This is a genomic window from Pseudomonas extremorientalis (genome assembly GCF_024584605.1).
Lineage (GTDB): Bacteria > Pseudomonadota > Gammaproteobacteria > Pseudomonadales > Pseudomonadaceae > Aquipseudomonas > Aquipseudomonas extremorientalis.
The window spans coordinates 2151274-2173938 of record NZ_CP089519.1 but is presented as its reverse complement, the minus strand read 5'-3'; the positions used below and the strand labels follow the sequence as shown (position 1 = coordinate 2173938).

General features: G+C 62.5%; 26 protein-coding genes. 21 read left to right on the top strand and 5 right to left on the bottom strand.

What is annotated here, in order from left to right:
• Positions 1–231 precede the first annotated feature (231 nt).
• Entirely contained in the window at positions 232–501 is a 270-nt protein-coding gene (locus LUU92_RS09905; protein ID WP_071492285.1) for a hypothetical protein, read from the bottom strand.
• Between the two features lie 399 nt (positions 502–900).
• Here LUU92_RS09905 and msuE point away from each other — a divergent pair, with 399 nt between their 5' ends.
• Genes msuE through LUU92_RS09885 form a run of 4 tightly spaced genes read left to right on the top strand, consistent with a single transcriptional unit; the run spans position 901 to position 4935 of the window.
• Positions 901–1464 carry an FMN reductase gene (msuE, locus tag LUU92_RS09900; RefSeq protein ID WP_257103533.1) on the top strand — a complete coding sequence of 188 codons (564 nt, stop codon included), beginning with the start codon at positions 901–903 and terminating at the stop codon, positions 1462–1464.
• Positions 1465–1473: 9 nt separating this feature from the next.
• Positions 1474–2613 (top strand): FMNH2-dependent alkanesulfonate monooxygenase, encoded by a 1140-nt coding sequence (ssuD, locus tag LUU92_RS09895; RefSeq protein ID WP_071492284.1) that lies wholly within the window; start codon positions 1474–1476, stop codon positions 2611–2613.
• A 19-nt stretch (positions 2614–2632) separates the two neighbouring features.
• Positions 2633–3820, top strand: coding sequence for an acyl-CoA dehydrogenase family protein (locus tag LUU92_RS09890; protein ID WP_071492283.1), 1188 nt, complete (start codon positions 2633–2635; stop codon positions 3818–3820).
• Between the two features lie 11 nt (positions 3821–3831).
• Positions 3832–4935 carry a sigma-54 interaction domain-containing protein gene (locus LUU92_RS09885; RefSeq protein WP_071492282.1) on the top strand — a complete coding sequence of 368 codons (1104 nt, stop codon included), beginning with the start codon at positions 3832–3834 and terminating at the stop codon, positions 4933–4935.
• Here the strand turns inward: LUU92_RS09885 and LUU92_RS09880 are convergent.
• A complete protein-coding gene (locus LUU92_RS09880) occupies positions 4924–5289 on the bottom strand; it encodes an antibiotic biosynthesis monooxygenase (protein ID WP_071492281.1) in 366 nt (121 codons plus the stop codon). The genes LUU92_RS09885 and LUU92_RS09880 overlap by 12 nt on opposite strands.
• A gap of 100 nt (positions 5290–5389) precedes the next feature.
• On the opposite strand from LUU92_RS09880, the gene soxR reads away from it, so the two are divergent.
• The 4 genes from soxR (at position 5390) to LUU92_RS09860 (ending at position 8481) form a co-directional block, all read left to right on the top strand.
• Entirely contained in the window at positions 5390–5839 is a 450-nt protein-coding gene (soxR, locus tag LUU92_RS09875; RefSeq protein ID WP_071492280.1) for a redox-sensitive transcriptional activator SoxR, read from the top strand.
• Positions 5840–5938: 99 nt separating this feature from the next.
• A complete protein-coding gene (locus LUU92_RS09870; RefSeq protein ID WP_257103532.1) occupies positions 5939–6397 on the top strand; it encodes a VOC family protein in 459 nt (152 codons plus the stop codon).
• A 126-nt stretch (positions 6398–6523) separates the two neighbouring features.
• On the top strand, positions 6524–7399 hold the full coding sequence (locus LUU92_RS09865; RefSeq protein ID WP_257103531.1) for an alpha/beta fold hydrolase: 876 nt from the start codon (positions 6524–6526) through the stop codon (positions 7397–7399).
• Positions 7400–7566: 167 nt separating this feature from the next.
• Entirely contained in the window at positions 7567–8481 is a 915-nt protein-coding gene (locus LUU92_RS09860) for a LysR substrate-binding domain-containing protein (protein ID WP_257103530.1), read from the top strand.
• On the opposite strand, the gene leuD is transcribed toward LUU92_RS09860, so the two are convergent.
• Together leuD and leuC are read right to left on the bottom strand one after the other, a co-directional pair.
• Positions 8478–9092 carry a 3-isopropylmalate dehydratase small subunit gene (gene leuD / locus LUU92_RS09855; RefSeq protein WP_257103529.1) on the bottom strand — a complete coding sequence of 205 codons (615 nt, stop codon included), beginning with the start codon at positions 9090–9092 and terminating at the stop codon, positions 8478–8480. The genes LUU92_RS09860 and leuD overlap by 4 nt on opposite strands.
• A complete protein-coding gene (leuC, locus tag LUU92_RS09850; protein WP_257103528.1) occupies positions 9089–10507 on the bottom strand; it encodes a 3-isopropylmalate dehydratase large subunit in 1419 nt (472 codons plus the stop codon). Before leuC ends, leuD begins: the two co-directional genes overlap by 4 nt.
• 288 nt (positions 10508–10795) lie before the next feature.
• Between leuC and LUU92_RS09845 the strand changes: the two genes are divergently transcribed.
• From LUU92_RS09845 to LUU92_RS09810, 8 genes are read left to right on the top strand one after another with little or no spacing between them, the layout of a single operon-like run.
• The gene (locus LUU92_RS09845; RefSeq protein ID WP_257103527.1) at positions 10796–11998 is read left to right on the top strand and encodes a PepSY-associated TM helix domain-containing protein; all 1203 of its coding nucleotides are present in this window, start codon (positions 10796–10798) and stop codon (positions 11996–11998) included.
• Positions 11995–12531, top strand: coding sequence for a PA2404 family protein (locus LUU92_RS09840; protein ID WP_092248034.1), 537 nt, complete (start codon positions 11995–11997; stop codon positions 12529–12531). Before LUU92_RS09845 ends, LUU92_RS09840 begins: the two co-directional genes overlap by 4 nt.
• On the top strand, positions 12528–12857 hold the full coding sequence (locus tag LUU92_RS09835; RefSeq protein ID WP_071492272.1) for a hypothetical protein: 330 nt from the start codon (positions 12528–12530) through the stop codon (positions 12855–12857). Before LUU92_RS09840 ends, LUU92_RS09835 begins: the two co-directional genes overlap by 4 nt.
• On the top strand, positions 12854–13414 hold the full coding sequence (locus LUU92_RS09830; RefSeq protein WP_257103526.1) for a DUF6162 family protein: 561 nt from the start codon (positions 12854–12856) through the stop codon (positions 13412–13414). The genes LUU92_RS09835 and LUU92_RS09830 overlap by 4 nt, the downstream gene beginning before the upstream one ends.
• Positions 13415–13433: 19 nt before the next feature.
• Complete coding sequence (locus tag LUU92_RS09825) at positions 13434–14354, top strand: metal ABC transporter substrate-binding protein (RefSeq protein WP_257103525.1); 921 nt, start codon at positions 13434–13436, stop codon at positions 14352–14354.
• Complete coding sequence (locus tag LUU92_RS09820) at positions 14351–15097, top strand: metal ABC transporter ATP-binding protein (RefSeq protein ID WP_257103524.1); 747 nt, start codon at positions 14351–14353, stop codon at positions 15095–15097. The genes LUU92_RS09825 and LUU92_RS09820 overlap by 4 nt, the downstream gene beginning before the upstream one ends.
• Positions 15094–15993 (top strand): metal ABC transporter permease, encoded by a 900-nt coding sequence (locus LUU92_RS09815; RefSeq protein ID WP_071492268.1) that lies wholly within the window; start codon positions 15094–15096, stop codon positions 15991–15993. Before LUU92_RS09820 ends, LUU92_RS09815 begins: the two co-directional genes overlap by 4 nt.
• The gene (locus LUU92_RS09810) at positions 15993–16907 is read left to right on the top strand and encodes a metal ABC transporter substrate-binding protein (RefSeq protein ID WP_071492267.1); all 915 of its coding nucleotides are present in this window, start codon (positions 15993–15995) and stop codon (positions 16905–16907) included. The genes LUU92_RS09815 and LUU92_RS09810 overlap by 1 nt, the downstream gene beginning before the upstream one ends.
• Here LUU92_RS09810 and LUU92_RS09805 read toward each other — a convergent pair.
• A complete protein-coding gene (locus tag LUU92_RS09805) occupies positions 16888–17613 on the bottom strand; it encodes a UTRA domain-containing protein (protein WP_033900319.1) in 726 nt (241 codons plus the stop codon). The genes LUU92_RS09810 and LUU92_RS09805 overlap by 20 nt on opposite strands.
• Positions 17614–17960: 347 nt before the next feature.
• Between LUU92_RS09805 and LUU92_RS09800 the strand changes: the two genes are divergently transcribed.
• The 5 genes from LUU92_RS09800 to LUU92_RS09780 all read left to right on the top strand — a co-directional run bounded on the left by LUU92_RS09800 (position 17961) and on the right by LUU92_RS09780 (position 22637).
• A complete protein-coding gene (locus tag LUU92_RS09800; RefSeq protein ID WP_071492266.1) occupies positions 17961–19037 on the top strand; it encodes an ABC transporter substrate-binding protein in 1077 nt (358 codons plus the stop codon).
• Positions 19038–19224: 187 nt separating this feature from the next.
• Positions 19225–20031, top strand: a complete 807-nt coding sequence (locus LUU92_RS09795) for an alkaline phosphatase family protein (RefSeq protein ID WP_222541359.1) — start codon at positions 19225–19227, stop codon at positions 20029–20031.
• Positions 20028–20864 (top strand): ABC transporter permease, encoded by an 837-nt coding sequence (locus LUU92_RS09790; protein WP_071492264.1) that lies wholly within the window; start codon positions 20028–20030, stop codon positions 20862–20864. Before LUU92_RS09795 ends, LUU92_RS09790 begins: the two co-directional genes overlap by 4 nt.
• Complete coding sequence (locus tag LUU92_RS09785; RefSeq protein WP_071492263.1) at positions 20851–21651, top strand: ABC transporter permease; 801 nt, start codon at positions 20851–20853, stop codon at positions 21649–21651. The genes LUU92_RS09790 and LUU92_RS09785 overlap by 14 nt, the downstream gene beginning before the upstream one ends.
• Positions 21648–22637, top strand: a complete 990-nt coding sequence (locus LUU92_RS09780; RefSeq protein ID WP_071492262.1) for an ABC transporter ATP-binding protein — start codon at positions 21648–21650, stop codon at positions 22635–22637. The genes LUU92_RS09785 and LUU92_RS09780 overlap by 4 nt, the downstream gene beginning before the upstream one ends.
• The last annotated feature ends 28 nt before the right edge of the window (positions 22638–22665 follow it).

The window sequence follows — 22665 nt, the reverse complement described above, 5'->3', positions numbered from 1 at the left end:
CGTTAGAAACTCGCAGAGCAGGTTCCCGAGAGCAGCGTCTCAGGGGCACGGACCGGGACAGAGGTCGTCAGGTTTAACCGATCACACGCCATTAAAGAAGGACCACTTTATGTAAATGTGCGTAGGAACGCTCCTGAAATTCAGCTTAACAGGCTGAAGTCGCTCCATGGCAAACAAAAAGCCCGAGGATCCTTGTGGATAACCTCGGGCTTTTTGTCGCTGGGCGCGGGTTCAACTGGGACGACCATGCAGGGTCACGCTGCGTTCGGCATTCATTTCGCCCTTGCTATCAAAGCCGAAGGGTTTCTGTGGCTGGCCGGTCAGCGCGGCGCGCTGCTGTTGATATTCGTCAAACGACAAACCACGACGACTCAATGCTTCGAGGGCCAACTGCTTGGTTTCTTCTGCGGTGTAAGGACGCAATTCAGGCGAAGGATGAGTCGCACATCCGGCAAGGACTGAGCTGACAATCAATAAGGAAACAGCGAGGAATCGGTTCATGGTGGTGGCCCTGCAAAGGAGGTTTAGAGTCAATGAACACAGGCTACTCCCGCCCCTTAATGGTGAAAAATCACCTGCCTTGATAGTTGCTATCAACCGCGAAGGCACCTCCGATAGCAGCGCCTTTATATTTCTTTATGATCTATAAATATGGAAATACGTTCATTTACGGAATAAATACAACCCTCTATAACGGGACTACACCGCCCTGGCACTGTTGCCCACGCAACTGTTGCCCTGGCAACAGCCAATCAACAAATCACCAGGCAGCCAACACCGGCATTTTTCAGCAGTGAGCCTGCAACCCGCGTCGATCAAGGCTTGCACCCGTTGGTACAGCTCTTGCTCAAGCGGTTGCACTCCACCTGCTATGAACCACTGTTGAAAAAGGAACTGTTCATGACCCGTCCCCTGAATGTTGTTGCCCTCTCCGGCGGAACCTGGCGCCCGTCCCGTACCCTGGTGTTGACCCAGGCGGTGCTGGCTGAGCTGGATACCTTGCTGCCGATCCAGGCCACCCTGATCGAGCTGGGCGATATCGCCCGGCCGCTGGGCGGTGCGCTGTCCCGTAATGAACTGCCCGCAGAAGTCGAAGCGCAACTGTTGGCCATCGAACAGGCCGACTTGCTGATCGTCGCCGCGCCGGTCTATCGCGGTTCCTACCCGGGCCTGCTCAAGCACCTGTTCGACCTGGTCGGCCTCAATGCGCTGATCAACACCCCCGTGCTCCTGGCGGCAACCGGCGGCAGCGAACGCCACGCGCTGGTCCTCGACCACCAGCTGCGTCCGCTGTTCAGCTTCTTCCAGGCACTGACCCTGCCGATCGGTGTGTACGCCACCGAGGCCGACTTCACCGACTACCAAATAACCAGCGAATTACTGAAAGCCCGTATTCAACTGGCGGCAGAACGCGCAGCGCCTTTGTTCGCCGCGCACTCCCCCTCGCTGCTGAAAATCGCTTAAGGATTGGTCATGGATGTTTTCTGGTTTCTGCCAACGCACGGCGACGGTCATTACCTGGGCACCACCCAAGGTGCACGGCCGGTCACCCTCAATTATCTGAAACAAGTCGCCCAGGCGGCTGACAGCCTGGGCTACCACGGCGTGCTGATTCCTACCGGGCGCTCGTGCGAAGACTCCTGGGTCATCGCCTCGGCCTTGGTGCCGCTGACCGAACGCCTGCGTTACCTGGTGGCGATTCGTCCGGGCATCATTTCGCCGACTGTCTCGGCGCGCATGGCGGCGACCCTCGATCGCCTGTCCAATGGCCGCCTGCTGATCAACGTGGTGACCGGCGGCGACCCCGACGAAAACCGTGGCGACGGCAGTTTCCTCGACCACGCCGAACGCTACGAAGTCTCCGACGAATTCCTACGTATCTGGCGCCGTGTGTTGCAGGGCGAATCGGTGGATTTCGAAGGCAAGCACCTGCGCGTGCAGAACGCCAAGGCCCTTTACCCGCCGGTGCAGAAGCCTTACCCGCCGCTGTACTTCGGTGGGTCCTCCGACGCCGCCCACGACCTCGCCGCCGAGCAGGTGGACGTGTACCTGACCTGGGGCGAACCACCCGCCGCCGTTGCGGAAAAACTCGCGGATGTGCGTGAGCGCGCCGCACGCCACGGGCGCACCGTGAAGTTCGGCATCCGCCTGCATGTGATCGTGCGCGAGACCGAAGAGGACGCCTGGAAAGCCGCCGACAAGTTGATCGAGCACATCAGCGACGAAACCATCGCCGCCGCGCAAAAATCCTTTTCGCGCTTTGATTCCGAAGGCCAACGCCGCATGGCCGCCCTGCACGACGGGCGCCGTGACAACCTGGAAATCGCCCCCAACCTGTGGGCCGGCGTCGGCCTGGTGCGAGGCGGGGCCGGCACCGCGCTGGTGGGCAACCCGCAACAAGTGGCCGAACGCATCAAGGAATACGCGGACCTGGGGATCGAGAGCTTCATTTTCTCCGGCTACCCGCATTTGGAAGAAGCCTATCGCTTCGCCGAGCTGGTGTTCCCGTTGCTACCGGAACCCTATGCCAGCCTTGCCGGCCACGGCATCACCAACCTCACGGGCCCCTTTGGCGAAATGATTGCCAACGATGTGTTGCCGACCAAAGCTTGAGATCAATGAGGAACACCGTGTGACCGCCAAACCCCACAGCGTCCTGCCGTCCCCCTTGCAGACCGCCAGACTGCTGGCCGCCGAATTCGCCCTGACCGCCGTCGAACGTGACGAACGCGGCGGCACCCCCAAGGCTGAACGCGACGCCCTGCGCCAGAGCGGCCTGCTGGCCCTGAGCATTCCCACCCAGTACGGTGGCCTCGGCGCACGCTGGAGCGACACCCTGGGTATCGTGCGTGAATTCGCCAAGGTCGACAGCTCCATCGCCCATGTCTTCGGTTTTCACCACCTGATGCTCGCCACCGTGCGCCTGTTTTCGCGCCCGGACCAATGGCAACCCTGGTTCGAACAGACCGCGCGCAAAAACTGGTTCTGGGGCAACGCCCTCAACCCGCTGGACACGCGCACCGTGGTCAAGGATTTCGGCGGCTGGCGCGAGTTCTCCGGCAAAAAGAGCTTCTGCTCCGGCGCCAGCGACTCGGAAATGCTGATCGCTTCGGCGGTGGACGAATCCGCCGGTGGCAAACTGCTGATCGCGGCGATCCCCAGCGGGCGCAGCGGCATCACCTTGCACAATGATTGGAACAATATCGGCCAGCGCCAGACCGACAGCGGCAGCGCCAGCTTCGAACGGGTGCGCGTCGAAGAATCCGAGCTGCTGCTCGATCCGGGACCGCTGAGCACACCCTTCGCCTGCCTGCGCCCGCTGATCGCCCAACTGACGTTCACCCACATGTTTCTCGGCATTGCCGAAGGCGCCTTCGAGGAAGCGCGCAATTACACCCTCACCGAAACCCGCGCCTGGCATAAATCCTCGGCCGAAGATGTGCGCAGGGACCCTTACGTACTGCATCACTACGGCGAATTCTGGGTCGCACTGGAAGGCGTGCGCCTGCTGGTAGAGCGCGCTGCCGACCTGCTCGACCAGGCCTGGGCCAAAGGCCCGAACCTCAGCGAAACCGAACGCGGCCAGTTGGCCATTGCCATCGCCACCGCCAAGGTCGCCGCTACCCAGCAGGGCCTTGAGCTGTGCAGCCGCCTGTTCGAAGTCACCGGCGCGCGCTCCACCCACGCGTCGCTGCGCCTGGACCGTCACTGGCGCAACCTGCGCACCCAGACCCTGCACGACCCGGTGGACTACAAACTCCACGAACTGGGGGACTGGGCGCTGAACCACTCCCTGCCGATTCCAACGTTCTATTCCTAAGAGAGGTGCCCATGCAGCTGTTGACCCTACCGCCCTCGCCCGCCCTCGCGACCTCGATACGCGCCACGGCCCAGGTCTTCGAAGACCCCAAATCCCAGGCACTGCTCGACCACATCCAGCAAGTGGCGCCCAGCGAAGCCAGCGTGCTGATCATCGGCGAGACCGGCACCGGTAAAGAGCTGGTGGCACGCCACATCCACAACCTCAGCGCACGGCGCAACCGGCCATTCGTGGCGGTCAACTGCGGGGCGTTCTCCGAGTCCCTGGTGGAGGCCGAACTGTTCGGCCATGAAAAAGGCGCCTTCACCGGCGCCCTCAGCGCCAAGGCCGGCTGGTTCGAGGAGGCCGACGGCGGCACGTTGTTTCTCGATGAGATCGGCGATTTGCCGATGGCGATCCAGGTCAAGCTGTTGCGGGTCCTGCAGGAACGGGAAGTCGTACGCCTGGGTTCGCGCAAGAGCATTCCGATTGATGTACGCGTCTTGGCCGCAACCAACGTGCAGTTGGAAAAAGCCATCAACGCCGGGCATTTCCGCGAAGACCTCTATTACCGCCTCGACGTGGTCAGCCTGGAGCTCAGCCCGCTGCGCGAGCGCCCCGGCGATATCCTGCCACTGACCCGGCACTTTATCGAAGCCTACAGCCAGCGCCTGGGATATGGCCCCATCACCATCAGCCGCGAGGCCGAGCACAAGCTTAAAAGCTACAGTTGGCCGGGCAACATCCGCGAGTTGGAAAACGTAATCCACCACACCCTGCTGATCTGCCGGAACGGCGTGATCGAGCGCGACGACCTGCGCCTGTCCAACATGCGCATCGAGCGCCAGGACGACAGCCAGCACGGCAGCGACAACAGCGCCGAAGCATTGCTGGCGCGGGCCTTCCAGAAACTGTTCGAGGAACAGGCCGGCGCCCTGCATGAAAAGGTCGAAGATGCCCTGCTACGGGCCGCCTACCGTTTCAGCCATTACAACCAGGTGCACACCGCCAACCTGCTCGGCCTGAGCCGCAACGTCACACGTACGCGCCTGATCAAGATCGGCGAGCTGGCGGTGAACAAGCGCCGGCCCGGAGAAAACGTGCAAGGCGAGCGCATGCTGCACCTATCCATTTAGGCGGCAGTGCAACGCGTTGTCGTGGCTGCGTTCGAAACTGCGCAGCACCTGGAACGAACCAAAGGTCACGGCCGTGGCCTGGTGGGCGCGAATCAATGTCCAGAAATCTTCCTCGCCATGCTCAAAACACTGGAAGGCCGCCTCGCCGTCTTCACGCGAGTGCCATTGCAGGTAATTGAGCACCCGCCGTCCGTCATCGCTGACCAGCACACTCGCATTGATAAAGCCGCCATGGCCCTGGGCCAGGCGTTCGCTCTGAAGGGTCAGGGCGGCCACCAGGGCAGATTGTTGCCGGGGTTCGATCTGAAACTCGATCAATTGAGTGAAGCTGCGATTCTTCTCTGATACCTGCATGAACACTCCCCTTCCTCTGTAGGCAGAATCTTGCGATTCGATGCCATGCAGGGTAAAACCTCTAGTTAAGTCAAGGTCAAGCGCTTATCTGGAGTTTTTCATGCTCAACAAGGAACTCACTGTCGGCCAACTGGCCGCCCGCAGTGGTGTGGCGGTCACGGCGCTGCACTTCTACGAAACCAAGGGGCTGATCAAGAGCAATCGCAACGCCGGTAATCAACGGCGTTACCCCCGGGATGTACTGCGGCGCGTGGTGGTGATCAAGATCGCCCAGCGCCTGGGCATTCCGCTGGCAACGATTGGCGAAGCCTTGCAGACATTGCCGGAGGGGCGCACGCCCAACGCCCAGGATTGGGAGCGTTTGTCGGCGCTGTGGCGGCAAGACCTGGATGAGCGCATCAATAAGCTGACGCTGCTGCGCGACAAGCTCAATGGCTGTATTGGCTGCGGATGTTTGTCGATGGAGGCGTGTCCATTGCGCAATCAGGATGACCAGCTTGGTGAGCGCGGGCCGGGGGCACAGTTGCTGGAACCGACACCCCCTGCATGACCTGCGGCCCCAACACTTCGTCGACTGCCCACAGGCCACACGGAACGTGGCCTAAAGTGAAGAGGCCGTGTCTCTACAACCACAATCAAGGAGAGCGATATGAGCGTTGAACCTATTCCGGAGGGCTACGCCAGCATCACGCCTTACATGGGCATCGACAAAGCCAGTGAAGCCATCGAGTTCTACAAAAAAGCCTTCGGCGCCACCCAGGTCATGCGTCTGGACATGCCCGATGGCAAAGTCGGCCATGCCGAGCTGCGCATCGGCGATTCGGCCATCATGCTGGGCACGCCCTGCGACGAAATGGCCCTGCGCAACCCGGCCGAACACACCAGTGTCGGCTTGCACCTGTATGTGAACGATGTCGACGCGCAGTTCAAGCAAGCCGTTGCGGCTGGCGCCAGCGTCGTGTCCGAGCCCAAGGACCAGTTCTATGGCGACCGCTCCGCCAGTGTGAAGGATCCGTTCGGTCATCTGTGGTTCCTGGCCACCCACAAGGAAGACCTGACCGAAGCACAGATCCGCGAACGTGCCAAGGCACTGTTCAAACAAGGCTGACCCTTTGCAGGAGCGAGCAAGCCCGCTCCTGCATCACACTTCATGAACACCCCCTCCACGTTTTTGCCCTTGCCCCGAATGCCGCGTGATTCCAGGATGCAAGCAATTACAAAGAGGAGTCATTCCATGTTCGCCGGATTCCAGAAAGACCAGTGCCACGTCAACGGCGTGGACATCAGCTACCGCAAAGGTGGTACAGGTCCCGGTCTGCTCCTGTTGCACGGGCATCCGCAAACCCACGTCATCTGGCACAAAGTCGCCGAGCAACTGGCTGAACACTTCACCGTGGTGGCCGCCGACCTGCGCGGCTATGGAGACAGCAGCAAGCCACCGGCCAATGACCATCACACCCATTATTCGAAACGGGAAATGGCCCGGGACAACGTCGAACTGATGCAGGCGCTGGGCCTTGACACGTTCTCGGTGCTGGCCCACGACCGTGGTGCCCGCGTGGCCCACCGCCTGGCCCTGGACCACCCGGCGGCCGTGCAACGCCTGGTGCTGCTGGACATTGCCCCGACCCTGTCGATGTACGCGCAGACCAACGAAGCCTTCGCCCGTGCCTACTGGCATTGGTTCTTCCTGATCCGTCCGGCGCCGTTGCCGGAAGCCTTGATCGAGGGCAACCCGGAGCTGTACCTGCGCAGCGTGATGGGCAGTCGCAGCGCCGGGCTCAAGCCGTTCACCGATGAGGCCTTCGCCGAATACCTGCGTTGCCTGAAATTGCCGGGCGCCGCCACGGGCATCTGCGAGGACTACCGGGCTGCCGCCGGTATCGACCTTGAGCACGACCAGGCGGACATCGACGCCGGCAATCACCTGAGCCTGCCGTTACTGGTGATGTGGGGCGCCGAAGGCACTGTCGGGCGCTGCTTCGAGCCGCTCAAGGAATGGCAGAAAGTCGCCACCGACGTGCGTGGCAAGGCCCTGCCGGCCGGCCATTACATCGCCGAAGAAGCCCCTGAGTTGCTGCTGGGCGAAGTCCTGACCTTCCTTCGCTGAGCAGCGCTGTAACCCGGTTCTTGCGCATCGTCGGCATTATCGGCCGGGGAGACACCGATCGGCGCCTTCGCTGCTATCGCGTTCACCACCGGCAAGCAACCGGGCCTGCCGAAAGGTCTGCCCAACCGGTGCTATTCTGGCGGCTCATGCCGCCAGCCCTGTTTGTGATGACTAACAAGAAAGATACCGTGCCCCTACCCGAAGACCTACGGGTGTTCCTGACCGTGATCCGCAAGGCCGGTTTCGCTGCGGCGGCCGATGAGCTGGGCTTGTCGCCGGCGTATGTCAGCAAACGCATCCAGATTCTCGAAACCACCTTGGCCACCCGCCTGTTGCACCGCACCAGCCGGCGCATTGCCCTGACCGAAGACGGTGAACGGGTGCAGCGCTGGGCGGTGCGCATCCTCGAAGATTTCCAGCAACTGTCCGATGAACTCTCCGACGCCCATGACAGCCCGCGTGGCCACCTGCATGTGTGCAGCAGCTTCGGTTTCGGTCGCAACCATGTGGCACCGGCCGTGTCGTTGCTGGCTGAACAGTACCCGGACCTGGAAATCCGCCTGGACCTGTTCGACCGCGTGGTGGATATCGTCAGCGAAGGCTTCGACCTGGAGATCCGCGTGGGCGACGACATCCCCGGCCAGCACATCGGCCGTCGGCTGGTGAGCAACCGGCGCGTGCTGTGCGCCGCCCCGGCTTACCTGGAGCGGCGCGGCACACCGCAACAGTTGAGTGACCTGGAGCAGCACGACTGCCTGATACTCAAGGAGCGCGATAACGCGTTCGGCATCTGGAACCTGGAGCGCGACGGCACCCAGGAAAGCGTGCGCGTACGCGGGCCGCTGTCGTCGAACAATGGCGAGATTGTGTTGCAGTGGGCGTTGGATGGGCGCGGGGTGCTGCTGCGCTCGATGTGGGATGTGAAGCCGCTGTTGGAGCAAGGCAAGCTCGTGCAGATACTGCACGGTTATACCCAGAGCGCCAACGTGTGGGCGGTGTACCCGACACGGTTGGCGTATTCCGGGAAGCTGCGGGCCTGCGTGGAGTTTTTGCAGGAGCATTTCAAGGGATTGTCGATCTAGCTCAGCCAGGGGTTGGCTTGCAGGTGCCGGCGTTCGAAGGCCTTGATCTCGTCACTGCGCTGCAAGGTGCTGCCGATGGCATCCAGGCCCAGCAACAACGCCGTCTTGCGCAGGGTATCGATCTGGAACGGGATCACCTGGCCATCCGCCAAATGGATCTGCTGGGCTTCAAGGTCGACACTGATCTGCGCCTGGTCCGCCTGGCTGACGGTCTTGCCCAGCTGCTGCAACACCGCCTCGTCCAAGGTGATCAACAACACCCCGTTGCGCTGGCAATTGTCATAGAAAATCCCCGCGAAGCTGCTGCCGATCAGCGCGCGGATGCCCATCTGCTTCAAGCCCCATACCGCGTGTTCTCGGCTGGAACCGCAGCCGAAGTTCGGCCCGACCACCATGAACCTCGCACCCTGCCAGGCCGGCTGGTTCAGCACGAACTCGGGGTTGGGCTCGCCGGACGCCAAGAAACGCAGGTCGAAGAACAGCCCGCGGTCCAGGCCGCTGCGGTCGATACCCTTGAGAAACTGTTTGGGCATGATCACATCGGTATCGATGTTGGCCGCCAGCATCGGCGCGGCCTTGCCGGTGACCAGGGTGAAGGGTTGCAGGCTCATGGGTGCGCTCCAAAGTGGCGGATATCAGTGAGGCGGCCGGTAATGGCAGCAGCGGCGACCATCGCCGGGCTCATCAGATGGGTGCGTGCACCCGCGCCCTGGCGGCCTTCGAAGTTGCGGTTGGTGCTGGACGCACAGCGGTCGCCGGGGGCGAGCACATCGTCGTTCATGGCCAGGCACATCGAGCAACCCGACTGACGCCATTCAAAGCCGGCGTCGATAAAAATCGCTGCAAGGCCTTCGGCTTCGGCCTGGTCGCGCACTTCGGTGGAGCCCGGCACGATCATCGCCCGCACGTGTTCAGCGACGCGCTTGCCACGCACCACGCTGGCGGCGTCGCGCAGGTCTTCGATGCGGGCGTTGGTGCAGGAGCCGATGAACGCATGGCTGATAACGATCTCGCTCAACGGCATACCGGCTTCCAGGCCCATGTAGTTGAGGGCGCGGCGCATGTCCTGGCGCAGGATCGGGTCGCTGACGTCCTGCGGGTCGGGCACGCGGGCGCCGATGGGCGCGGCCTGGTCGGGGCTGGTGCCCCAGGTGACCATGGGTTCCAGGGTGCTGGCATCGAGGTGCACTTCCTGGTCGAACACCGCATCGGCATCCGAGTGCAGTTGGCGCCAGCCCACCAGCGCCTGGTCCCACAGCTCGCCTTTCGGCGCACGCGGCTTGCCCTTGAGGTAGGCGAAGACTTTTTCGTCCGGCGCCATGAACGCGCCGCGTGCGCCCGCTTCCACCGCCATGTTGCAGATGGTCATGCGCGCCTCGACGCTCAGCGCATCGATGGTGGAACCACGAAACTCAATGGCATAGCCCGTGGCACCGGAAGCGCCGATCTTGCCGATCAGCGCCATGATCACATCCTTGGACGTCAGGCCGGGTGCCAGGTCGCCCTCAACCGTGACCCGCAGGGTCTTCAGACGCTTGTAGACCAACGTCTGAGAGGCCAGCAGGTGTTCGATCTCCGAGGTGCCGATGCCGAAACCGAAGGCACCGAGGGCGCCGTAAGTGGTGGTGTGGCTGTCACCGGCGGCGATCACCATGCCTGGCAGGATAAAGCCCTGCTCCGGGGCGATTACGTGTTCGATGCCCTGGCGCTTGTCGAGGATGTCCAGCAGCTCGATGCCGAAGTCCCGGCAGTTCTCCGCCAGGTAGGACACCTGCCGCGCCCCGCCTGCGTCTGGCATTGCCGCGATGCGCTTGGGCGTGGTGGGGTTTACATGGTCGACCACGGCCAGCGCCGTGCCTGGGCGCCACACGTTACGCCCGGCCTCGCGCAAGCCGCTGAAGGCCTGGGGGCTGGTGTATTCGTTGATCACCTGGCGGTCGATATAAAGCAGCACATGGCCCTGGTCATCCAGGGGGCACACCGTGTGGGAATCGATGTGTTTGTCGTAGAGGGTTCGGGCAGTCATTTTTCTGGGCTCACTTTTGTCGGCGCTCGCTCAACGGTATGCGCCCATCCTACGCAGCCGCCCCGACCCATCAATGGCGCCTGGGTGATGGCTTGGAACATGTTTCGTGTTCGATCAAGGCGATAAAACGCCCCGAATGTGAACCTGAAACATTTTCTTTCATATCCGCCTTAGGGATTTCTCATTCTCATCCGTCTTAACTTAGATACAGCCCGTCGCGTCAGCAAAAGCTACGACTGGCCTTTTCCGGGCCTCCATTGCCCTCCTCCGATCAAGACCCTCATTCACATGTCGAAGAAGTCACGCTCCAAACTCTGGTTTCTCGTACATAGCTGGCTGGCATTGCCTATCTGGTTCTTTGTACTGATCGTCTGCGTCACCGGCACCCTGGCGGTGGTCAGCCAGGAGATCGTCTGGCTGGCCAACCCGGATATCCGTGCGAGCAAGCCCTCGGACGATGCCGAACCGCTGAGCTATGACCAGGTGATCGCCGCCATCAAGCGCGATGACCCCCAGGTATACGTGCAGTCGATCAGCCGGCCCGACGAATCGCATTTTGCCTTGAGCGTCGACCTCAGCTACCCCGACGGACGCTCGGTGGAGGTCTACGTCAACCCGTACACCGGGGCGATCCAGGGCATCAGCCCCTCCTTCAACTTCCAGCAGTTCACCCGCGCCCTGCATGGCTGGTGGCTGGTGCCGTTCACCAATGGCTACAGCTGGGGCTGGTACCTGGTGTCGGCACTCGGCATCCCGCTGCTGGCGTCGCTGGTCACCGGGCTGGTGGTGTACAAGCGGTTCTGGAAAGGCTTCCTGCGCCCGACCCTGCGGATTCGCCACGGCGCGCGGATTTTCTGGGGGGACTTCCACCGCTTGAGCGGTATCTGGTCGATCTGGTTCATAGCAGTCATCTCCGTTACCGGCATCTGGTTCCTGATCCGGGCGATTTTGGGCGACAACCAGATTTCGATTTCCACCGAACCGGTCATCCCGGTGATTGCCCGGGAGAAGGTGCCGATGTCGGCGCCCGGCGTGCCGGCCCCCATGATTCCGGTGGACGAGGCGATCAAGATCGCCACCCAGCGCATCCCTGGCCTGGAGGCAAGTTTCATCAGCCTGCCGCTCAATGCCTACAGTCACCTGCAGATCGGCGGGCGGGGCTGGTACCCGTTGATGTTCCAGACCGCGCAGATCAACCCCTATGACGGTGAAGTGGCTGCGGCGCACCTGCTGTCCGACCGTTCGAAGCTGGAGTTCGTCACCGAATCCATGCGCCCCCTGCACACCGGCGACTTCGGCGGCATCTGGATCAAGCTGATCTGGGCCTTCTTCGGCCTGATCATGAGCATGATGGTGTTGAGCGGCCTGCTGATCTGGACCAAGCGCACCGCCCTGGCCACCCTCAATGCCTTCAAGCGTGAAGCCAAGGCACAGCACAAACCGGTTTCCCTCCCCGCCCGGCAGGCGCAAACCTCGGAGGCCAACTCATGAGCAAGGTCGCTGCGGTAAAACCATCGCCTCTGCGGGCGCTCTGGCTGAAATGGCGTTTCCATCTCAATGTGCTGCTGTTGCTGGTGCCGCTGGGCTTCATGCCCAAGTACTTCGCCGATGCAGCGCTGTTTCGCGGCGACACCGGCATCGGCGAACGGGTGGCCGGCGACGTACAGGTCGGACCCTGGAGCCTGAAGCTTGCCGAGTTTCGCAATGAAGGCCCGCGCCCCGACCCGGCCGGCCCGATGAAATTCTTCAACGCCGCCCTGTGCGACAGCTGTGCCAACCAGGTCAAGGCCACCTACCTGCGCATCGGCAAGCCGCGCAGCCTGCGCGCTGCCGGGGTGATCTTCTTCGGTACGCCCTACCGCATGGGCGCCGGCCTGCCGATCCCGGAACGCACGCCCGTCGACGCCGAACTGTGGGTGACCATGGAAGGCTGGGACGGCAGCATGCACCAGGGTTCCATCCCGTTGAGCCAGGCTTCGCCTGCCACGATTGCCTGGCTGAACAAGCAAGGAGTTAAACCATGACTTTGATGCGACTGACCCGCGCCTGCGGCGTCCTGTTGATGGGTGCGGGATTCAGTACCGTCGCCCTCGCCCACAACCCGATGTGCGAGTGCAAGGAAATCCCCGGTGAGCAGATCCAGTGCAAGGGCGGCTTCTCCGACGGCAGCGGTGCACCCGGCGTGACCCTGGACGTGATCGGCTACGACGAAACCATCCTGGTGCCCGGCAAACTCGGCCAGGACTCGACCCTGACCTTCAAGAAACCGTCCGCCGAGTTTTACGTGCTGTTTGATGCCGGTCCCGGCCACGTGGTGGAAATCGACCAAGCGGATATCCAGCCGCAATGAGTACCACACAGGTTGTACGCCCGGCCGGTGCCGGTCACGAAACCCTCTACGTGCTGCTGTTGTGCCTGATCATCCTCGCGGTGGCCGGCTCGGTAATAGCGCTGCACGGTGAATCCCAGGAAGTCGCGGCGGTGCCCAGCCACCAATTGGACGCGCGCCGCGACCTGAGCGCCGCCGAGCAAGGCATTTACGCTGACCTGCGGGTGACCCTGGATGAAATCCAGCTGTTGCAGCAGGAACAAAGCGCGCTGCCCAGCCCGGCGCAACTGGCCGAAGAAGGCTTTGCGCCGTTTGCCCAGGACGCCAGTTCGGTCAGCCGTGGCGATCACCGCTGGCAACTGTTGAAACCCTCGGCCTACCTGGGCTTGAGCCAGGCGCCAGCGACCAGCGGTTCATTACTGATGCGCGTGCACGGGGCCGAGCCGGACATCTGGCTCAATCGCCAGGCCAACCTCGCCGCTCCCTCCGACCTCTCCGACCAGGCGCTGATCGCAGCCGGCTGGCGGCAGGTGGTCGCGCAATTCGATGCCGGCGTCACCCGCCAGCACCGTCACTGAACGAGAAGACCGATTGCCCATGTCTATTTCATCGCCCCTGTTGCGCCTGTTGCTGGTTGGCCTGTTCAGCCTGATGCTCGCTCCCCTTGCCAATGCCGAGGCAACCAAGCGCCTGCGTATCGGCATCACCCTGCACCCTTATTACAGCTACGTGGCCAATATCGTCGGCGACAAGGCCGAGGTGGTGCCGCTGATTCCGGCCGGTTTCAACCCGCATGCCTACGAGCCACGCGCCGAAGACATCAAGCGCATCGGCACCCTGGACGTGATCGTGCTCAACGGCGTCGGCCACGATGATTTCGCCGACCGCATGATCGCCACCAGCGAGCGCCCGGACATCCCGGTGATCGAAGCCAACGCCAATGTGCCATTGCTGGCCGCCACCGGTAACGCCGCACGCGGTGCGGGCAAGGTGGTCAACCCGCATACCTTCCTGTCGATCAGCGCATCGATTGCCCAGGTCAACAACATTGCCCGCGAACTGGGCAAGCTCGACCCGGACAACGCCAAGACCTACACCCAGAATGCCCGTGCCTACGGCAAGCGCCTGCGCCAGATGCGTGCCGATGCCCTGGCCAAATTGACCAGCGCACCCAACCCGGACCTGCGCGTGGCCACCGTGCATGCGGCCTACGACTATCTGCTGCGCGAGTTCGGCCTGGAAGTCACCGCCGTGGTCGAACCGGCCCACGGCATCGAGCCAAGCCCCAGCCAGTTGAAGAAAACCATCGACGAACTGCGCGCCCTGGACGTGAAGGTGATCTTCTCGGAGATGGACTTCCCGTCCACCTACGTCGACACCATCCAGCGTGAATCCGGGGTCAAGCTGTACCCGCTGTCGCATATTTCCTACGGCGAATACAGCGCCGAGAAGTACGAAGTGGAAATGACCGGTAACCTCAACACGGTGATCCGGGCAATTCAGGAGTCCGGAGCATGACGGCGGCGGAACAGCTGAAGGCGGTCAGCGTCGGCCCGACGCTCGAGTTCGACAAGGTGTCGTTGACCCTGGGTCGCACCGCGATCCTCGATGCGGTGAGTTTCCAGGTACAGCCGGGCAGCATCCATGCGCTGGTCGGCCCCAACGGCGGCGGTAAAAGCTCGCTGATCAAGACCCTGCTCGGGCAGACACCCCACCAGGGTCGGCTGAGCCTGCATTGGCCGGCCGCGCCCGGCACTATCGGCTATGTACCCCAGGCCCTGGAGTTTGACCGGGGCTTGCCGATGACCGTGGATGATTTCATGGCTGCCATGTGCCAACGGCGCCCGGCGTTCCTGGGCCTGTCCAGGCACTACGCCGGCGCGATCGGGGACGCACTGGAGCGCGTCGGCATGCAGGACAAACGCAAGCGGCGCATGGGCGCGCTGTCCGGCGGTGAACGCCAGCGTGTGCTGCTGGCCCAGGGGCTGATCCCGGTGCCGCACCTGCTGGTGCTGGATGAGCCGATGTCGGCCCTCGACGAAGCCGGTATCCAGGTGTTCGAGCGCCTGCTCAATGACTGGCGCCTGGCCGGGATCACCGTGCTGTGGATCGAGCATGACCTGGAAGCCGTGGGCCGCCTGGCCGACCGCGTCACCGGCCTGAACCGCCGCGTGCTGTTCGATGCCACGCCCAAGGAGGCGCTGACCCCGGACCGCCTGCTGACCCTGTTCTCCACTCACCCTCGGAGCCCGGCGCAATGAGTTATGAAGCCTTTCGCTTGATGGTCCAGGGCTGGGCCTCTTCGGGCTACCTGCCGGAGGCACTGGCCTACGGTTTTGTGGTCAACGCCCTGCTCGCCGGTCTGCTGATCGGCCCGGTGCTGGGCGGCCTGGGCACGCTGGTGGTGGTCAAGCGCTTCGCGTTTTTCTCCGAAGCGGTTGGCCACGCTGCGTTGACTGGCGTGGCAGTCGGGATCCTGCTGGGTGAGCCCTACACCGGGCCGTATGGCGCACTGTTCGGCTACTGCCTGCTGTTCGGCATCCTGCTCAACTACCTGCGCAACCGCACGGGCCTGGCGCCGGACACCTTGATCGGGGTGTTCCTGTCGGTGTCCCTGGCGCTGGGGGCGAGCCTGCTGCTGATCCTGGCCGGCAAGATCAACGTGCATATCCTCGAGAACGTGCTGTTTGGCTCGGTGCTGACGGTCAACGGCAACGATCTGCTGGTGCTGGCGGTTGTCGGTGCGCTGGTGATGGCCCTGGCGCTGCCGCTGTACAACCGCATCATGCTGGCCAGCTTCAATCCGCAGTTGGCCGCTGTGCGCGGCGTCGCCGTGAAAACCCTGGACTACCTGTTCGTGATCCTGGTGACGCTGATCACCGTCGCGGCGGTCAAGGTCATCGGTGCGATCCTGGTGGGAGCGCTGCTGGTGATTCCGGCGGCTGCGGCGCGGCTGTTGAGCCAGTCGCTGAAGGGCTTCTTCTGGGTCTCGGTGGCGATTGCCACAGTCAGCACCCTGTGCGGGATCCTGCTGCCGATCATCTTCGACCTGCCCGTGCCGTCCGGCGCCGCCATCATCCTGGTCGCTGGTATCGCCTTCGCCCTGGCCGCCATCGCGCGCGGCACAGTGCCCAGCCTCAAAGGGAATCTTGGATAATGCGCTCCGTTCTTCATCCCCTGGCCCTGGCCATCGCCTGTATGTTCACCGCGCCGCTGATGGCGGCGCAAGCGGCCAAACCGGCTGCTCATGCCGTAAAACCGGTCAAAGTACTGGCCTCCCTGCCGATTACCTATGGCCTGGCCGACGTGTTGCTCAAAGGCACCGATGTGCAGCTTGAACGCGCCGCCCCGGCCAACCTGCCGGGTTCACGCCAGGTGTCCTACTTCACCGGCCGTGGCGCGCCGGCCCTGAGCAAATTGGCGCTGGACGCCGACGCCGCCATCGGCCTGCGCTCATTGTGGGCCGATGACCCGCTGTACCCGGTGGCGCGGCGTAGCAATATCCGTATCGTCGAAGTCGACGCCGCCCGCCCGGTGGATGGTGGCTTGCCTGGCATCGCCGTACAGCCTGGCGTTGCCGATGGCCTGAACAGCCAGCCATGGCAGTCGAGCAACAATATGGGACGCATGGCCGATGTACTGGCTGCCGACCTGAGCCGCCTGGCCCCGGGCGCCAAGCCGAAGATCGACGCCAACCTCGCCGCCCTCAAGCAGCGCCTGCTCAAACTCACCGCCGACAGCGAAGCGCGCCTGGCCAAGGCGGATAACCTGAGTGTGGTCAGCCTGAGCGATCACTTTGCTTATCTGATCAGCAGTTTGAACCTCGAAGCGCTCAGCACCGATGCACGGCCGGATGCCGACTGGACGCCCGAGGCGCTACAGAAACTCACGGCCGAGCTGAAGGACAACGATGTGGCGGTGGTGCTGCATCATCGCCAGCCGAGTGAGGCGGTGACGGCAGCGGTAACGGCAAGTGGCGCCAGGCTGCTGGTGCTGAACGTGGACGGTGCGGAACCGGTGGCGGAGCTGGAGACCAATGTGGACCAGGTGATCAAGGCGCTGACCCCATGACATCCACACCGACATGAATCGCATCATGCCGCCAGAACTCCAGGTCGCAGTCGATCAACCGCTGGTGCTGGTCATAGTTGACCCGGGCGATACGCAAGCCCGGGCTGCCCACCGACACACGCAACGCAGCGGCGGCCTCCACCGGCAGTGACGTCGGCACGATCTCGAAACGCACCCGCCCGTAGTGCAGGTCGTACTTGCGTGCATACAGCTCGGTCATCGACTGATTCAAATCACACGCCAGGATCCCCGGGAAATACTGCGGGTTCAGGTAGTGCTCCACATACAACACCAGGCGCCCATCGATGCGCCGGCCCCGGCAGATCTGGATCACGCTCGACAGTGCCGGCAGCTGCAACCAGGCGCACACCGCCGCCGACGCCGGTTGCAGCCGCGCGGAGATGACCTCGGTGGACGCCACCCGCCCCTGGTCGCTGACCATCGCGTGAAAGTGGCTGCGTTGCATCAGGTTGTAGGCCAACCGTGGCGGCGAGACAAACCAGCCGCGTCGCTCCTCGCGATAAATCTGACCCTGCGCTTCCAGTTGTAACAAGGCTTCCCGCACGGTAATCCGGGTGGTACCGAACAACTCGCTGAGCTTGCGCTCGGCCGGCAGTTTGCTGGCAGGCGGCAACAGGCCGTGGTCGATCTGCTCTTGCAGCGCCAGGCCGATGGATGTCACCGCCTTGATTGCCTCATCACGCATCAACGTTACCTATCTGGACTAGACCAGCACCGACAAGGTGCACAAACCGCTCCGTAAATGGGCTTGCACGGTTGAGTGCCAGCCTAGGTAGTACAGATGACCGACAGATGACAGTCCGTGTGCAGCCGTCGCAGCACACCCTGCAATACGTCGGCCAAGTCCCTTCCCCACGGGCAGTTGAGCATGGTCTACGCTGACTCTGCGACAAGCGACATCAGCATTTTAAAAACGACATCGACATGAAACTGTCATCCATCGAGCCTAGATTGGCTCAGGTATTGCTCTGACCTAGACCAACAACACCGCAGAAACAACCGCCGCGTTGAAAACGCCCAAAGGAGCTTCGGATGAAACAGCTTTTCCTGGCATCACTGTTAGGCTCGACCATTGCCATGTGCACCGCCGCCATGGCCGCTGATACCGATCTAAAAACCCTGGAAGCTGCCGCCAAGGCAGAAGGCGCTGTCAACAGCGTCGGCATGCCCGATGACTGGGCCAACTGGAAAGGCACCTGGGAAGACCTGGCCAAGACCTACGGCCTCAAGCACATCGACACCGACATGAGCTCGGCCCAGGAAATCGCCAAGTTCAAGGCTGAAAAAGACAACGCCAGCGCCGACATCGGCGACGTGGGCGCGGCGTTCGGGCCGATTGCGGTGAAGCAGGACGTGACCCAGCCGTACAAACCGTCCACCTGGGCCCAGGTCCCGGATTGGGCGAAAGACAAGGACGGTCACTGGGCCCTGGCCTACACCGGCACCATCGCGTTTATCGTCAACAAGAAGCTGCTGCACGGCTCTGAAGTGCCCACTAGCTGGGCTGACCTGCAAAACGGCAAATACAAGGTCTCCATCGGTGACGTGAGCACTGCGGCGCAAGCGGCCAACGGCGTACTGGCAGCCGCCATTGCCAATGAAGGCGACGAAAAGAACATCGCCCCCGGCCTGCAATTCTTCACCAAGATCGCCCAGCAAGGCCGCCTCTCACTGTCCAACCCGACCATTGCCACTATGGAAAAAGGCGAAACCGAAGTGGGCGTGGTCTGGGACTTCAACGGCCTGAGCTACAAGGCCAAGATGGCCAACCCGGATGACTACGTGGTGCTGATCCCATCGGATGGCTCGGTGAAATCCGGCTACACCACCCTCATCAACAAATACGCCAAGCACCCGAACGCCGCCAAGCTGACCCGCGAGTACATCTTCAGCGACGCCGGCCAACTCAACCTGGCCAAAGGCAATGCGCGTCCGATCCGTGCTGAAACCGACCTGAAACTGCCGGCCGAGATCGCCAAGAACCTGATCCCGGGCGAGCAGTACACCAAGGCCAACCCGCAGCCGATCAAGGATGCCGATGCCTGGGAAGCCACCTCCAAGAAGCTGCCTCAGCTGTGGAACGAGCAGGTCATCGTAGAGATGAAGTAAGCCTGCCACCCCACATTGGACTCCACTGGAGATCCAATGTGGGAGGGGGCTTGCCCCCGATGGCGGTGGATCAGTGACAGATATTCAAACTGACACACCGCTAACGGGGGCAAGCCCCCTCCCACACTTGAACCCAGATGCATCAGGAATATCGAGCCAAGTCCATCGTTGCGGAGCGCCTCCCCCCATGAAGCACAATGTCATCCTTGTCGTGCTCGACGGCCTGAACTTCGAGGTTGCGCGGCACGCCATGGGGCACTTGCAGGCCTATGTCGGCGCAGGACGCGCAGCCCTGTACAAACTGGAATGTGAACTGCCCGCCCTGTCCCGCCCGTTGTACGAATGCATTCTCACCGGTGTACCGCCGATCGATAGCGGCATCGTGCACAACAACGTCTCGCGCCTGTCCAACCAGCGCAGCATCTTCCATTACGCCACCGACGCCGGCCTCACTACCGCGGCGGCGGCTTATCACTGGGTCAGCGAGTTGTATAACCGCACGCCCTTTCTCGCCGCCCGCGACCGTCATACCGACGACCCGGCGCTGGCGATCCAGCACGGGCATTTCTACTGGAATGACCACTACCCGGATTCCCACCTGTTCGCCGACGCCGAAAGCCTGCGCCTCAAGCACGCGCCGAACGTCCTGCTGGTGCACCCGATGAACATCGACGACGCCGGCCACAAGCACGGCCTCGACACCCCGCAGTACCGCAACAGCGCACGCTCGGCCGACATCATCCTGGCCGATTACCTGCACACCTGGCTCGACGCCGGCTACCAGGTAATGGTGACCGCCGACCACGGCATGAACAACGACCGTTCCCACAACGGCCTGCTCCCCGAAGAACGCGAAGTGCCGCTGTTCGTGCTGGGCGCTGCGTTCAGCCTGGACAGCCGCGCCGCACCGAAACAGACCGAGCTGTGCGGCACCGTCTGTGAGCTGCTGGGCGTGCCCCACGACAAACCTGTATGCCGGGAGCTGTTGAAATGAACCGAGGCAAATGGCTGGCGCTGCTGTGCCTGGTGCCTTTCGCACTGTTCTTTATCGTGTTCGAAATCGCCCCGCTGGTATGGGTGCTGATCAACAGCCTGCAAACCGAAGAGGCTGGCTGGGGCCTGGAAAACTTCACGCGCATCTTCAGCTCGAAGTTCTACCTGCAAGCCATCCAGTTCAGCCTGGAGATCAGCTTCTACTCCAGCGTGTTCGGCATCATCATCGCCACCCTCGGCAGTTACTCCCTGCGTCGGGTGGATTCGCCGCTGCGCAACTTCGTCACCGCCTTTGCCAACATGACCAGCAACTTTGCCGGCGTGCCCCTGGCCTTCGCCTTCATCATCCTGTTGGGCTTCAACGGCAGCATTACGATCATGCTCAAGCAGGCGGGGATCATTCAGGACTTCAACCTGTATTCGAAGACCGGGTTGATCATTCTCTACACCTATTTCCAGATTCCCCTCGGTGTACTGCTGCTGTACCCGGCCTTCGATGCGCTGCGCGAGGACTGGCGTGAGTCGGCGTCGCTGCTGGGTGCCAACGGTTGGCAGTTCTGGCGACACATCGGTTTGCCGGTGCTCACCCCGGCCCTGCTCGGCACCTTTGTGATCCTGCTGGCCAACGCCCTTGGGGCCTATGCCACGGTGTATGCGCTGACCACCGGCAACTTCAACGTGCTGCCGATCCGCATCGCGGGGCTGGTGTCCGGTGACGTGTCCCTCGACCCGAACCTGGCCAGTGCCCTGGCCGTGGTGCTGGTGGCCCTGATGACCGTGGTCACCGTGGTCCATCAACTGCTGCTCAAGAGGAGCTACCATGTCTCGCGCTGAAGCTGGCCAGGCCTCCCTCTACCACCGCGTGGTGGTGTGCCTGTTGTTTGCGATCCTGGTGCTGCCGCTGATCGGCACCTTCGTCTATTCCATCGCCAGCAGTTGGTCGGCAACGATCCTGCCCGCTGGTTTCACGGTGAAATGGTATGTACAGCTGTGGAGCGACCCGCGCTTCCTGATGGCCTTCGGGCAATCGTTGCTGGTGTGCGTGGGCGCCTTGGTGCTGTCGGTGGTGCTGATTTTGCCGCTGCTGTTCGTGGTGCATTACCACTTTCCCAAACTCGACGCGCTGATGAACATCCTGATCCTGCTGCCCTTCGCGGTGCCGCCCGTGGTGTCGTCGGTGGGCCTGCTGCAATTGTATGGCTCAGGTCCCTTTGCGATGGTGGGCACGCCGTGGATTCTGATCGGCTGCTACTTCACCGTGGCACTGCCGTTCATGTACCGGGCGATCACCAACAACCTGCAGGCGATCAACCTGCGCGACCTGATGGACGCCTCCCAACTGCTCGGTGCCAGCACCTGGCAGGCGGCGATCCTGGTGGTGCTGCCCAACCTGCGCAAAGGCTTGATGGTGGCGCTGTTGCTGTCGTTCTCGTTCCTGTTCGGTGAGTTCGTATTCGCCAATATCCTCGTGGGTACGCGCTACGAAACGCTGCAGGTCTACCTGAACAACATGCGCAACAGCAGCGGCCACTTCACCAGTGCCGTCGTGATTTCCTACTTCTTCTTTGTGCTGGTGCTGACCTGGGCCGCCAATATCTTGAACAAGGACAAAAGCCAATGAGCTTCGTCAGCGTCCAACACCTGCAAAAAAGCTACGCCGGCACCCCGGTGTTCAGTGACATCAACTGCGAAATCGCCAAGGGCGAGTTCGTCACCCTGCTCGGCCCGTCCGGTTGCGGCAAGTCCACGCTGCTGCGCTGCATCGCCGGGCTGACCTCGGTGGACAGTGGCAAAATCCTGCTGGATGGCCAGGACATCGTCCCGCTGAGCCCGCAAAAACGCCATATCGGCATGGTGTTCCAGAGCTATGCGCTGTTCCCCAACATGACCGTGGAACAGAACGTCGCCTTCGGCCTGCGCATGCAGAAGGTCAACGCCGACGACAGCCACAAGCGCGTGCAGGAAGTCCTGCAACTGGTGGAACTCAAGGAGCTCGCCGGCCGCTACCCGCACCAGATGTCCGGCGGCCAGTGCCAGCGCGTGGCCCTCGCCCGCTCCCTGGTCACGCGCCCGCGCCTGTTGCTGCTGGATGAACCGCTGTCGGCACTGGATGCGCGAATCCGTAAGCACCTGCGCGAGCAGATCCGCCAGATCCAGCGCGAGCTGGGGCTGACCACGATCTTTGTGACCCATGACCAGGAAGAAGCCCTGACCATGTCCGACCGGATCTTCCTGATGAACCAGGGCAAGATCGTGCAGAGCGGTGATGCCGAGACCCTCTACACCGCGCCGGTGGACGTGTTCGCCGCCGGTTTCATCGGCAACTACAACCTGCTGGACGCCGACAAGGCCACCCAGTTGCTGCAACGCCCGATCAACAGCCGTATCGCCATTCGCCCGGAGGCCATCGAGCTGAGCCGCAATGGCGAGTTGGACGCCTTGGTTCGCAGCCACAGCCTGCTGGGCAACGTGATTCGCTACCGCATCGAAGCGCGCGGCGTGGAACTGGTGGTGGACGTGCTCAACCGCTCGGCTGACGACTTGCACCCGGATGGGCAACGCCTGGCACTTTCCATCGACCCCAGCGCCCTGTGTGAAGTAGCCTGAGCAGCGACGATTATTGAGAGAGCGTGAC

Coding starts and splice junctions, on each gene's coding strand:
- LUU92_RS09905 (WP_071492285.1), bottom strand. CDS start 501: ATGAACCGATTCCTCGCTGTTTCCTTATTGATTGTCAGCTCAGTCCTT.
- msuE (WP_257103533.1), top strand. CDS start 901: ATGACCCGTCCCCTGAATGTTGTTGCCCTCTCCGGCGGAACCTGGCGC.
- ssuD (WP_071492284.1), top strand. CDS start 1,474: ATGGATGTTTTCTGGTTTCTGCCAACGCACGGCGACGGTCATTACCTG.
- LUU92_RS09885 (WP_071492282.1), top strand. CDS start 3,832: ATGCAGCTGTTGACCCTACCGCCCTCGCCCGCCCTCGCGACCTCGATA.
- LUU92_RS09880 (WP_071492281.1), bottom strand. CDS start 5,289: ATGCAGGTATCAGAGAAGAATCGCAGCTTCACTCAATTGATCGAGTTT.
- soxR (WP_071492280.1), top strand. CDS start 5,390: ATGCTCAACAAGGAACTCACTGTCGGCCAACTGGCCGCCCGCAGTGGT.
- LUU92_RS09870 (WP_257103532.1), top strand. CDS start 5,939: ATGAGCGTTGAACCTATTCCGGAGGGCTACGCCAGCATCACGCCTTAC.
- LUU92_RS09865 (WP_257103531.1), top strand. CDS start 6,524: ATGTTCGCCGGATTCCAGAAAGACCAGTGCCACGTCAACGGCGTGGAC.
- LUU92_RS09860 (WP_257103530.1), top strand. CDS start 7,567: ATGACTAACAAGAAAGATACCGTGCCCCTACCCGAAGACCTACGGGTG.
- leuD (WP_257103529.1), bottom strand. CDS start 9,092: ATGAGCCTGCAACCCTTCACCCTGGTCACCGGCAAGGCCGCGCCGATG.
- leuC (WP_257103528.1), bottom strand. CDS start 10,507: ATGACTGCCCGAACCCTCTACGACAAACACATCGATTCCCACACGGTG.
- LUU92_RS09845 (WP_257103527.1), top strand. CDS start 10,796: ATGTCGAAGAAGTCACGCTCCAAACTCTGGTTTCTCGTACATAGCTGG.
- LUU92_RS09840 (WP_092248034.1), top strand. CDS start 11,995: ATGAGCAAGGTCGCTGCGGTAAAACCATCGCCTCTGCGGGCGCTCTGG.
- LUU92_RS09835 (WP_071492272.1), top strand. CDS start 12,528: ATGACTTTGATGCGACTGACCCGCGCCTGCGGCGTCCTGTTGATGGGT.
- LUU92_RS09830 (WP_257103526.1), top strand. CDS start 12,854: ATGAGTACCACACAGGTTGTACGCCCGGCCGGTGCCGGTCACGAAACC.
- LUU92_RS09825 (WP_257103525.1), top strand. CDS start 13,434: ATGTCTATTTCATCGCCCCTGTTGCGCCTGTTGCTGGTTGGCCTGTTC.
- LUU92_RS09820 (WP_257103524.1), top strand. CDS start 14,351: ATGACGGCGGCGGAACAGCTGAAGGCGGTCAGCGTCGGCCCGACGCTC.
- LUU92_RS09815 (WP_071492268.1), top strand. CDS start 15,094: ATGAGTTATGAAGCCTTTCGCTTGATGGTCCAGGGCTGGGCCTCTTCG.
- LUU92_RS09810 (WP_071492267.1), top strand. CDS start 15,993: ATGCGCTCCGTTCTTCATCCCCTGGCCCTGGCCATCGCCTGTATGTTC.
- LUU92_RS09805 (WP_033900319.1), bottom strand. CDS start 17,613: ATGCGTGATGAGGCAATCAAGGCGGTGACATCCATCGGCCTGGCGCTG.
- LUU92_RS09800 (WP_071492266.1), top strand. CDS start 17,961: ATGAAACAGCTTTTCCTGGCATCACTGTTAGGCTCGACCATTGCCATG.
- LUU92_RS09795 (WP_222541359.1), top strand. CDS start 19,225: ATGAAGCACAATGTCATCCTTGTCGTGCTCGACGGCCTGAACTTCGAG.
- LUU92_RS09790 (WP_071492264.1), top strand. CDS start 20,028: ATGAACCGAGGCAAATGGCTGGCGCTGCTGTGCCTGGTGCCTTTCGCA.
- LUU92_RS09785 (WP_071492263.1), top strand. CDS start 20,851: ATGTCTCGCGCTGAAGCTGGCCAGGCCTCCCTCTACCACCGCGTGGTG.
- LUU92_RS09780 (WP_071492262.1), top strand. CDS start 21,648: ATGAGCTTCGTCAGCGTCCAACACCTGCAAAAAAGCTACGCCGGCACC.